We start from the raw sequence: 12,252 nt of genomic DNA on the forward strand, positions 1-12,252 counted from the left end.
TCCATTTCCTACAACATTATATTTTTTCACAGACCCTTTTTCTTCGCTTCTTCCCAAATGGCATCGAGCTCCTCAAGACTCAGTTGTTCCATTTCTTTACCCATGTTACGTACTTCATTCTCAATATGAGAGAATCTTCGATAGAATTTTGCATTCGTCATATTGATTGCTTCTTCTGGGTCGATTTTATAGAATCTAGCAACATTCACTAATGCAAATAAGATATCTCCTAATTCTGAGATCATTTGTTTCGTTGAATCCTGCTTTTCATCTGCAATCTCCGTGAATTCTTGAATCTCCTCTTTTACTTTCGCCCACATCGGTTCGATTTCCTGCCAATCAAACCCTACTTTTCCAGCTTTATGCTGATACTTGTATGCTTTCATTAAACCAGTATAGCTTTTCGGGACATCATCAAGGATGGATTCTTCCTTGGTTTCTCCTTTTTCTGAACGTTTGATTTCGTCCCAATTTCTCACTACTTCTTCAGCACTATCTGCTTGCGCATCACCAAATACATGGGGATGTCTGCGAATCATTTTTTCTGTAACGCCTTTAATAATATCCTTCATTGAGAAGTACCCTTCATCCTCTCCAATTTGAGCATGAAGTACCACCTGTAATAAGACATCACCAAGCTCTTCAACCATATGTAAATCATCTTCATTATCAATCGCTTCTAATAATTCATACGCTTCTTCTAAAAGATACTTCTTCAGTGATTGATGGGTTTGCTTTTGATCCCATGGACAACCACCAGGACCTCTTAATGCAGCAATGACTCGCTTGAATGTTCTAAAGTCATGGGATAACGCATGAGAATCTTTAACTGGCGGAACATAGATACTTGTTAAATTACTAAGCTCTACTCCTCTGTCTAGTTCATATAAAGGCACCTTTTGAATGACTTCTTCCCTGCTTCCAACTGCAGTGACAATAAAAACCTCATAATCATCTCGCAATTGTTCCATTAACGTTAATTTCACGTGGGAAGCAACCATCGCATCATAGACCTGACAAATAATAATATGTTGAGAAAGCTGTAATTCATCTTCTTCAAATGTAAGACCATCAAGAAATTGAAAGCCTTCAATCGGATCGATTTGAAGAGCTGCAAATAATGGGTCTAAGAAGCTTTGTCCACCCGCTACTTCGACCTGATAATGAGTGTCCTCTTTTGGTTCGAGGAGGAGCTGGACTGTTTTTTCAGCTACTAGTGGATGCCCAGGTACTGCATAAATGACATCCTTCGTTCTTGCTTCCTCTACTAACCGGTGGGCAATTTCCTCATAAACATCTTGAAATTGCTCATGTCCTTCATAGATTTCATCAAACGACTGATAGACAAGACCTTCCTTCTCTAACTCCGTAATGACTGGATGTTCTTTCGTTCGTAAATACAAATGCTCTGCTTTTGTAATTATTTTATAGAGTCCCACGGGCATTTGATTCAAATCCCCTGCACCTAGCCCAACAATTGTGATTGTATGCTTCATATATGCCTCCCTAGCTTATTTTTCTTCTAATATTCGTTAGCTTATCCCCCATAGGGACTAGCGATAATTCTTCATCTGTAAAGACTTGTCCTTTTATAATGCAAATGATATACACAACTCCTCCAAGCACAACTCCTGTTAACGAACTAAAAGTAGCCAATAAGCGTGAATCACCAGCAGGATCAATCATTAGCGATAGCACAAAATAATATCCTCTTATTGTTATGAACATAATGAAGGCTGATAAGACCATTTTGCTCAAGGAATGAGTTGATACAAAGACACCTTGAACCTTCTTTTTTAATATCAGCCATTGTACTAAAGCAATAAAGACAAAGGCGATAACAGTTGCAACAGCAGCTCCAATAAGCTGATAGGACGGAATAAGGAGCTGATTTAGCCACCATTTTAACCCGATCCCAGCTAAAACAACGAGTGCTGAGATTCCAGGATGCCCTAAGCCTTGTAAAATAGGGGCAAGAGTGAGAGCAAGTGACGTAAATAAAATTGAAAATGATAATAACCATAAGACCTGAGAGCCTGACTGATTCTGGAATAGCATAATGTTCGTCGGTTTTATAATGCATGCAAGACCGATTGTCGCTCCAATCCCCACCATTAAGCTCAAACGGAGAGACAAGCTAATTTTCGTATGTATAAATGGCAGATCTTCTCTCTTTTTTGCACTGGCGATTAACGGAACAAGCGCTAATGATAAGGAGGTAGCAACTACGGTCCCAAGTTGAATTAAAGGCTGGCCCCGATCATATACACCCTTCATTTCCTTTGCCGTTGTTTCCTCCAATCCACTTTGTAACAATAACGAATACAGTGAAAAGGAATCCATTAGTTGAATAAGAATGAGGATTAGTCCACTGATACAAATCGTAATTCCTTGTCCAAGGACAGCCTTTATGACCTCAACACTAGAGATTGTCGATCTTTGCTGTTTCTTTTGTGTTCCTTTTTTCTGCCTAAGTGCAAAATAAAGTAAGATGCCAATTGCTGCAATCGCACCCGTAATTGATCCAAATACCGCACCCGCTCCAGCGAAATAAATATCATAATCATGACTTATTAACAAATAAGACAGGATAAGAATTGTACAAACTCTGATTGTTTGCTCTGTTACCTGCGATAGGGCAGTTGGTGTCATTGTTTTTCTTCCTTGGAAATATCCACGCAAAATCGATGTGATAGGAAGCAATAGAAAAGAAAAGGACACCACTTTAATTAAAAGAACTAACTCCAGATCTCCCATAATTCCAGCAATCCAGTCAGCTCCTATATATAGAAAGCTAAATAACAAAATTCCAATAATAGATAGCATATAAAGAGATGTGTATAAAATTTTGTTCATCCCAGCATCATCCTGAAGTTCATCCTTCTCAGCAATTAGCTTGGAGATGACTACAGGAAATCCGTATGTAGATAACGCCAGAGCGATGCCACCTATTGGGTAGACTTGCTGATAAATATAAAAGCCGATGTCTCCTGCTATATTTTGATAGGGGATTCGATAAAACGCGCTAAGAACCTTCATGAAAAGTCCTGCTATCGTTAGGATAAATGCGCCTTCCCATACTCTTATTTTCACATGTTGAGTCATTTTATCCTCCATAGTCATCTCCTTTCACCCTTAGATTCAAAAAGTATTATACCATAATAAAAAGGTAGCATTACTGCTACCTAATGTTCATTAATATATTATTGCTCCATTTGACGTGCTAAGAATCCTGCTGCCGTTTCAACTGCTTTTTGTTCAACTTCACCAAGTGTCTTTTCCTTTGATAAAATCACGACAGCCCCAATTGGATCACCATTTGCAATGATTGGTCCAACCGTATACGAAGATATTGTTTCTTCCTGCCCATCAACGATTTCAATCTGACGCTCACTTGTTTCAAGTAATGAGCTTCGATCTTCCATCGACTTCTCAATCACATCACTAATATTTTTGCTTAAGTATTCTTTTTTAGATCCACCAGCCACTGCTATGAAGGCATCTCGGTCACAAATGAGAATCGTTTGACCCAAACTATCATATAATGCTTCCGCATATTCTTTTGCAAAGTCACTCAATTCACTGATTGGTGAGTATTTCTTTAGAATGACTTCACCATCTCTGTCTACAAATATCTCTAGTGGGTCACCTTCTCTAATACGCAAGGTTCTACGGATTTCCTTCGGGATGACTACTCGACCTAAATCATCAATTCGACGAACAATTCCAGTTGCTTTCATTCTTAAGTTGCCTCACTTTCATCTGATGATTAAAAATTTTGAGGTGATTTGTATAATTGACCTACATTTCAATAAATCACCATTTGCTGTGATAAGTTTAGTATCCTACACAAGCAAACTTATATTCATCATGAAAGCTTTTTTTTCTTTATAAGTGAAAAAACCCCAATTTAAGAATAGCCAAAAGGATAAATAATCATACCCATTAAAATTATTTTTTCATACTATCTTGTGCTTACATTTTCTTTTTTTACATTAGCAAGTCCTTTTATCATCTTTTGTGAAATATCTAACCATTTATCGACACTCACATTCTTCGTATGAAGCACAATCTTAAGGCGACTTCCTTCCATACCAAGACTGATCATTCGACCAAACTCATTACTTAACTGGAATAACTTCTGTCCATCAATTAGTTGGCTTGCTTGCTCAGAGATAAGAATCGTGATCTCTTGTTTATTCTGCTTAATCGACTCGACTTGTTCTCGCGCTGCATACACTTTCATTTCAGCAATCATAAATAGTAGTTCGACTTCTCTTGGATAATCACCAAAACGATCCACCATTTCTTCCTTCAATTCCTCTACATCTTCAATTGAACTAATTGTTCTAAAACGCTTATACATTTCAATTTTCTGATGACCGTCTGAAAGATAGGCATCTGGAATATACGCATCGATTTCTAAATCAATCTCAACATTGATTTTCTTTTCGACATTTCCATTTCCACGTTTCTCTTCGATTGCTTCCTTTAGCATTTGCGAGTAGAGATCAAATCCGACAGAATCTATAAAGCCATGCTGTTGTGCTCCAAGAATATTTCCTGCACCTCTTATTGACAAGTCACGCATCGCAATCTTAAAGCCTGAACCTAGCTCCGTAAATTCTTTAATTGCCTGTAACCTTCTTTCAGCTACTTCAGTTAGCACTTTATCTTTTCGATGAGTGAAATATGCATAAGCAATTCGGTTTGAACGCCCAACTCGCCCACGTAATTGATACAGTTGCGAAAGTCCCATACGGTCTGCATCATGTACAATCAATGTATTTACATTGGGAATATCTACACCTGTTTCAATAATTGTGGTTGTAACTAACACATCATATTGACCATCTAAGAAATTAAGAATGACAGATTCTAATTCATTCTCAGTCATTTTTCCATGAGCATAGGCAACTCTTGCATCAGGAACCAGCATCGATATTTCCTCTGCTTTTCGTTCAATATCCTCTACCCGATTATAGAGGAAATAGACTTGACCATCTCTTGCCAACTCTCTCTCAATCGCTTCACGAATTAGTGCACCATTGTATTCTACGACATACGTTTGTACTGGATATCTGTTCTCAGGTGGCGTTTCAATGACAGATAAGTCCCGCACTCCGAGCATAGACATATGCAGCGTTCGTGGAATTGGAGTTGCTGTTAATGTCAGCACATCAATATTTGCTTTTAATTGCTTAATCTTCTCTTTATGAGTTACACCAAATCTTTGTTCTTCATCGATAATTAATAGCCCAAGATCTCTAAACGTAATATCCTTAGATAGAATCCGATGTGTTCCGACAACGATATCAACGGCTGATGTACCTAACCCTTTGATTACTTCATTCTGTTGTTTTCTAGAACGGAATCGACTTAGCAAGCCAATGGATATCGGGAAATCCTGAAATCGTTCTCGAATGGTTTCATAATGCTGTTGGGCCAAAATCGTGGTTGGAACTAAGAAAGCAACCTGCTTTCCATCCATTATTGCCTTAAATGCAGCTCTGATTGCTACCTCTGTCTTTCCATATCCAACATCACCACATAATAAGCGATCCATTGGTCGTTCACTTTCCATATCCTTCTTAATTTCTTGAATAGAGCGTAATTGATCCTCTGTTTCCTGATAAGCAAACGCCGTTTCAAACTCACGTTGCATATCGCCATCAGGCGAATAGGCATATCCTTTACTCGCTTCACGTTCTGCATATAATTTAATCAAATCATCCGCAATATCCTGAACAGACGATTCAACCTTTTTCTTCACGCGTTTCCAATCGCTTCCACCAAGCTTATAAATCTTTGGTTCTTTGCCTTCAGAACCTACGTACTTCTGAACCTGGTCAATCTGATCAACAGGGACATAGAGCTGATCCGTTCCTTGATACCTGATATTTAAGTAATCCTTATGAACACCGTTAATTTCTAACGTCTCGATTCCTAAATACTTACCAATCCCATGATTTACATGAACAACATGATCGCCAATTTGAAGCTCAGAATAGCTTTTAATTCGTTCTGCATTAGATAGCTTTTGCTTTCTTTTACTCTTTTTTAATCGTTTCTTAAAGAGCTCTTCCTCAGTAATGACAGCTAGCTTTTGAAGTGGCAATTCAAATCCATCATTTAAATCACCTAGCACGATATGAACCTTCCCATGAGTAAGCTCTGTGTCAGAGCCAACCGTGATTCCCTCTATCTCATAATCATCCAGTACAGCTTCTAGCTTCTTCACTCGATCCTCATTAGAGCCTAAAAGGACTACCGCATGATTCCCTTTCTTCCACCGTTCAATCTCGGTCTTTAACACATTCATCTGACCATGGAAATTTTGCATTTGTTTACAGGATAAATTTAAGATGTTTTGTGGATTTGTATGTGGTACATGTCGTAAAAATAGTGAAAAGTAAATAAACGGCTGTGTTGATTTTTGAATAAAGCCCGTCATTTCATGAGAAAACTTCATTCCTTGAATAATCTCACCATCTTCAAGGAGGTTCGTATACCATTCAGCTTCTTCCTTATCCAAATGATCAGACATTTCAAAGACCCTACTAATCTCATCAAGAATGACTGCACCATTAGCTGGTAAATAGTCTAGCAAACTAGCAGGCTTTTTGTAGAAGAGTGAAATGTATTTGAAGATTTGTCCAAACTGCTGACCACTCTTAAGTAATTCCAATTCATGATTAATATTCTCTACTAATCGTTCCTTACTACTTTCGTTCTTAATCTTCTTTAAGCTTTTTGAAAGACCCGCTTCTAATAATTCAATTCCCTCTTCAATTTGCCCTTGATCAAGTAGTATCTCAGTTGCTGGTCCAATCATCACGGAGCTTAGTTTTCCCATCGAACGTTGATCATCAATAGAAAACGTTCTTATAGAATCTATCTCAGTATCAAACAATTCAATCCGCAAAGGATTCTCTTCAGTTAACGGATAGATATCAAAGATCCCACCACGCAGGCTAAATTCACCAGGTGTTGCAACCATGGAGGTTCTCTCATACCCCATTTTAATTAGCTTCTCTAGAAGATGATCTAAATCTATATCTTCTCCTACTTTTAGTTCAAGCTGACTTTGGAGCCATTGTGACTTATGAGGAAGATATCTCTTCATCCCTGCAACAGGAGCGATCACAATCCCTCGTTTAGAAGCACTCCAATAATTAAGCGCTTCAATTCTCTGCCCCTTCAGCTCTGGACTAGAGACAGCAATCTCAGATGCAATTAGTTCATTAACAGGATATAGAAATACTTCATCCTCAGTCACCAATGTCGTTAAGTCCTCATAGAGCTTTTGCGCTTGAAAGAGATTATGTGTAACTACAAGCAACGGACGCTTCGTTTCTTTATATATTGAGGCGATTAAGACTGTTCGTGCCGAACCAGATAGACCAGCAACCAGCTGCTCCCTTAATCCACCATCCATTCCGTTTAAGATTGATTTAATTTCATCATTTTCGATAAAATATTTTTGTATTCCCGCTAACAAGCTAAACCCCTCCTCCCTATGACATTCGATAGGGTTTCAAAAATTAAATAATAAAACAGAAAAATGCTTTGGTTGTTTGCCAAAGCGAATAACTATTGAATAAAACGTTCATATTGATGTAAATCTGGATTCCGTTCTAACGCTTCCTGACAGTCTTCACAAATCGTCTTAACATGAATATCACCCGTTGATTCGTATGTAATCATATCTTGTCTTTCATCATCTGTCAGTTGATGAAAGCCTAAACTATCAGTATATAAAGACATCTGGTCTATACTTCCAACCTTGACCCCACAATGGCGACAAAAGTAATGGAGTGCCATAATCTAAATTCCTCCTAACTGAACATAGCAATAGAAAGTCTATTTTTTTCTATTATGAACAGTTAAGTGGTGCTTTATTCATCGTACCACTATTTTATGATAACCGTCTAATTTAACTTCATGTACTCTTAAAAAATCGCACCTTATTGATTGAACTCATTCATGACCTGCAAAAAAGGTGTGGTTAACCACTTCTCACATGCACTTGCTGATTTCTTTACGGACTCTTGAACCTCTTGAACTTCTTCCTCCAAGAATCGTCCCAATACATAGTCAGGCACCTTCATTCCATTTTTTGGACGGTCAATTCCAATTCGGATACGATTAAATTCCTGTGTTCCTAAATGGGCGATGGTTGACTTAATTCCATTATGCCCACCTGCACTCCCCTTTGTGCGGATTCGGATTTTCCCAACAGGAAGGTCAAGATCATCATAAATCACAACTAGGTCCTCAACCTCTATGTCATAGTAATCTAGAACGGCTCTAATCGATTCGCCCGATAAATTCATATATGTAAGAGGCTTCAAAATTAGAACTCTTTGACCAAAAATATTCCCTATTCCGTATATTCCTTTATGCTTAGATTGATCTAACGGAATATTTAATCGGTTTGAAAGCTCATCAATGACTTTAAAGCCAACATTATGTCTTGTTTCTTCATATTGTTTTCCTGGATTACCCAGCCCAACGATACATTTCATTATAGTCCCCCCTTAGACCTTGAAGTGTAAAAAAAGCTGACCATATGGAAAGTATCTCAAATCACCTATACGTGATACAAGACACTAGCGGTCAGCCTACATTTTATTCACCAGCTGGTGGTTCTTCTTCGCGTCCTTCTACTGATTCAGGGATTCCTTCTTCTTGCTCTTCACCAGTACTAATCTCTTCTTCCTGACGTGGAGCGAGTATTGAAGCAACTACCTGTTCTTTGTCTTGAAGAATTTCATAAGCACCTGTAGCTGGAAGATCACCTACAACAAGTGTTGCCCCTACTTCTAAGCTGCTTATATCAACCTCGATTGATTGTGGAATATCAGAAGGTAATGACTTAATTAAGAGTTGATGCAGAGGCTGCTGAAGTACGCCACCATCCTTCACTCCTATTGCATCTCCAACTAAGTGAATCCCTACTTCTACTTCCACCTTCTCAGACATATTAACAATCTGGAAATCTGCATGAAGAACATCACCTTTAATCGAATCCTTTTGAATTTCGTGAATCATGACAGGATGCTGTTCCTGATTAACAGAAAGATTGATAATTCCATTTCTACCTGCTTCACGAATGGTTTTCAAGAATTCAATACTATTAATGTAAATAGGCTCACTTTTATTAGCTCCATTTAAAATCGCTGGTATATTTCCTTCTTGTCTAATTTTTCGTATACTCGAGTGTTTTTCCCCTGTTCGAGGCATTGCTTCTAAACGAACTGCCATGTTGTAAACCCTCCTAATATTTATCGTGATATCTATAAAATATCCTAAACTTGGAAGGTCTAAACAACATGTTTATAAAAATCAATCAAAAAGAGTACTTACTGATTGATCCTCGTACACTCTAATAATCGCTTCACTAATTAGCTTAGCAACTGAAAGTTCAACGATCTTATCAATTTTCTTTTCCTCTGGTAATTCAATTGTATTTGTTACAACTAATTCTTTGATTTTTGAATTTTGAATTCTTTCAATAGCAGGTCCTGATAAGACTGGGTGAGTACAGCATGCGTATACCTCAGTTGCACCATTTTCGATCAATGCATTAGCTGCAAGGGTAATCGTACCTGCTGTATCAATGATATCATCAATAAGAATGGCCGTTTTCCCTTCAATATGCCCAACAATATTCATAATTTCAGCCACATTTGGTCGTGGTCTGCGCTTATCAATAATAGCAATCGGAGCTTTTAATCTGTCAGCAAGCTTACGTGTTCTTGTCACACCGCCATGGTCAGGAGAAACAATGACAATATCGTTAAGGTTTTTATTCTTGAAATAATCAGCTAAAATTGGTACACCCATTAGATGATCAATTAAGATATCGAAAAACCCTTGAATCTGAGGAGCATGTAAATCTAATGTGATGACACGAGTTGCGCCAGCCGTTTCTAATAGATTAGCAATCAGCTTAGCTGTAATTGGCTCTCTAGCACGTGCTTTACGGTCTTGACGTGCATAGCCATAGTAAGGCATTACAATTGTGATTGTTTTTGCAGCCGCACGTTTTAGTGCATCAATCATAATTAATAATTCCATAATGTGTTCATTAACAGGTCCGCTTGTCGACTGAATCACAAAAACATCACAACCTCGAATACTTTCTTCGATATTGATCTGAATTTCACCATCACTAAAACGATCTACAGAACATTTTCCAAGCTCTATTCCTACTTCTTTAGCAATTTCCTCAGCTAACCCGCGATTGGAATTTAACGAAAAGATTTTCAAACTAGAATTTAAATATTGTTTCGACATGTTAATTAAAGCCTCCATTAGGAATTATTATTCATTTTTATTTAATTTATCTATATAGTTTTCCTTATTTACCTGTCTTGCTCGGGCAATCGATAATGCTTTGCTTGGGACATCTTGATTGATCGTTGACCCTGCGGCAATATATGCATCCTTCCCAATTGTAACAGGTGCAATTAGATTCGAATTACAACCGACGAATACACCATCTTCTATTTTTGTCAGATACTTATTCTTACCATCATAATTAACAGTAATGGTACCACAGCCGATATTCACATCTGCGCCAACTTCAGCATCGCCAATATAGCTTAGATGAGAAGCCTTACTTCCCTTCCCAAACACAGCTTTCTTAAGTTCAACAAAGTTACCTACTTTTACTTCATCATCAATCATAGAATCTGGTCTAATATGTGCGAATGGCCCAATATTTACATCATTTCCAATACTGCTATTATGTGCAACTGATTGTCTTATAACCGTTCTTTCTCCAATCTTACACTCTCTAATTTCAGTATGTGGACCAATTTCACAATTTGATGCAATGCTCGAAGACCCTGAAATAATCGTTCCTGGAAGAATCACAGTATCCTGACCAATAGATACATCTGCACCAATATACGTATTGTCAGGATCAATGATAGTAACCCCATTAAGCATATGCTGTTTGTTAATGCGGAGCTTCATCGTTTTTTCTGCCTGACTTAATGCATATCGATCATTGACCCCTAATGTTTCAGCGAAACTCATTGTCTGATAGGCTGAAACGATATGCCCTTGATTTTTCAAGATTTCAATGACATCTGGTAAATAATATTCACCTTGTACATTGTGATTTGAAACGTTCTTTAGAGCATCGAATAATAATTGATTATCAAAGCAATACGTACCTGTATTGATTTCTCGGACAGAGCGCTCTTGCTCACTAGCATCCTTATGTTCGACAATCTTCTCGACATTCCCATTCTCGTCTCGAATAATACGACCGTAACCTGTTGGATCCTCTGCATGAGCAGTAAGAATCGTCGCCTTAGCACCGACTTGCTCATGGTGCTTTAACAATTCTTCCATCGTCGTAGAAGTAATTAATGGTGTATCACCACATACAACTAATGTGACGCCTTCTTGCCCTTCTAAAAGCGGAGCAGCTTGCATCACAGCATGTGCAGTCCCTAGCTGTTCCTCTTGTAAAGCATATTCACTACTCTCCCCTAGCTGTGACTTCACTAACTCAGCTCCATGGCCAATTATCGTCACTAACTTCTGTGTCTGTAGTGCAGCCACTTGATCAACGACATGTTGAACCATTGGTTTACCACAAACTGGGTGTAGCACTTTATATAATTTAGACTTCATTCTTGTTCCTTGACCTGCTGCTAAAATCACCGCAAACCGATTTGTCATTTTAGGCCTCCAATAACCTTTTTATCCATTACGAATATATCTTAAAAACCGTACTATTTCAAGGAAACATACAAAACTCTATGATTAAGTTAAAAATAAGTGAAGGATTATCATTATGATGAGGGAATTAGGAGAATGGTGCGAAGGATTTTTAAGAGATTTAATTAGTAGAAAAAAAGAGCCTATACTTGATGTAGGCTCTTCGATGTTTTATTTAAATGTTACGATGCTCCAGCTTCTTCAAACTCAACTTCTAATTCACCTAGACGGTGATACTCAGCTAGTACAGCATCTTGAATCTTTCCACGTGTACTTGAATTAATTGGATGCGCAATATCTCTAAACTCTCCATCAGGAGTACGCTTACTTGGCATTGCAACAAACAAACCATTGTTTCCATCAATCACTCGAATATCATGAACAACAAATTCATGATCTAATGTAATCGAAGCAATCGCTCTCATACGGCCTTCGGTATTCACACGGCGTAATCTTACGTCAGTTACTTCCATTCTGTTCACCACCTTTTTCCGTTGATAATAAACAAAG

Annotated in this window: 10 protein-coding genes; all 10 read right to left on the minus strand. The window is 38.0% G+C overall.

All coding sequences use genetic code 11. The annotated features are described in order from the left end of the window. Positions 1-26: 26 nt before the first annotated feature. The 10 genes from yabN to spoVG all read right to left on the minus strand — a co-directional run bounded on the left by yabN (position 27) and on the right by spoVG (position 12,215). Complete coding sequence (gene yabN / locus F7888_RS18980; RefSeq protein ID WP_191782293.1) at positions 27-1,496, minus strand: bifunctional methyltransferase/pyrophosphohydrolase YabN; 1,470 nt, start codon at positions 1,494-1,496, stop codon at positions 27-29. A 10-nt stretch (positions 1,497-1,506) separates the two neighbouring features. Further along, positions 1,507-3,117, minus strand: a complete 1,611-nt coding sequence (locus tag F7888_RS18985) for a putative polysaccharide biosynthesis protein (RefSeq protein ID WP_225228893.1) — start codon at positions 3,115-3,117, stop codon at positions 1,507-1,509. An 86-nt stretch (positions 3,118-3,203) separates the two neighbouring features. Then, entirely contained in the window at positions 3,204-3,740 is a 537-nt protein-coding gene (spoVT, locus tag F7888_RS18990; RefSeq protein ID WP_191782295.1) for a stage V sporulation protein T, read from the minus strand. A gap of 224 nt (positions 3,741-3,964) precedes the next feature. Beyond that, positions 3,965-7,438, minus strand: a complete 3,474-nt coding sequence (gene mfd / locus F7888_RS18995) for a transcription-repair coupling factor (RefSeq protein ID WP_191782372.1) — start codon at positions 7,436-7,438, stop codon at positions 3,965-3,967. Positions 7,439-7,593: 155 nt separating this feature from the next. Further along, a complete protein-coding gene (locus F7888_RS19000) occupies positions 7,594-7,824 on the minus strand; it encodes an anti-sigma-F factor Fin family protein (protein ID WP_191782298.1) in 231 nt (76 codons plus the stop codon). Positions 7,825-7,967: 143 nt separating this feature from the next. Next, entirely contained in the window at positions 7,968-8,528 is a 561-nt protein-coding gene (pth, locus tag F7888_RS19005) for an aminoacyl-tRNA hydrolase (RefSeq protein ID WP_191782301.1), read from the minus strand. Positions 8,529-8,631: 103 nt separating this feature from the next. Next, positions 8,632-9,267 carry a 50S ribosomal protein L25/general stress protein Ctc gene (locus F7888_RS19010; RefSeq protein WP_191782303.1) on the minus strand — a complete coding sequence of 212 codons (636 nt, stop codon included), beginning with the start codon at positions 9,265-9,267 and terminating at the stop codon, positions 8,632-8,634. 81 nt (positions 9,268-9,348) lie between these two features. Next, positions 9,349-10,302: a ribose-phosphate diphosphokinase gene (locus tag F7888_RS19015; RefSeq protein ID WP_191782306.1), complete on the minus strand. Its 954-nt coding sequence runs from the start codon at positions 10,300-10,302 to the stop codon at positions 9,349-9,351. A gap of 27 nt (positions 10,303-10,329) precedes the next feature. Then, the gene (gene glmU, locus F7888_RS19020; protein ID WP_191782308.1) at positions 10,330-11,703 is read right to left on the minus strand and encodes a bifunctional UDP-N-acetylglucosamine diphosphorylase/glucosamine-1-phosphate N-acetyltransferase GlmU; all 1,374 of its coding nucleotides are present in this window, start codon (positions 11,701-11,703) and stop codon (positions 10,330-10,332) included. A 221-nt stretch (positions 11,704-11,924) separates the two neighbouring features. Next, a complete protein-coding gene (gene spoVG, locus F7888_RS19025; RefSeq protein ID WP_026562422.1) occupies positions 11,925-12,215 on the minus strand; it encodes a septation regulator SpoVG in 291 nt (96 codons plus the stop codon). Between the last annotated feature and the right edge of the window lie 37 nt (positions 12,216-12,252).

Source organism: Litchfieldia stipae (genome assembly GCF_014837155.1).
Taxonomy (GTDB): Bacteria; Bacillota; Bacilli; order Bacillales; family Bacillaceae_L; genus Litchfieldia.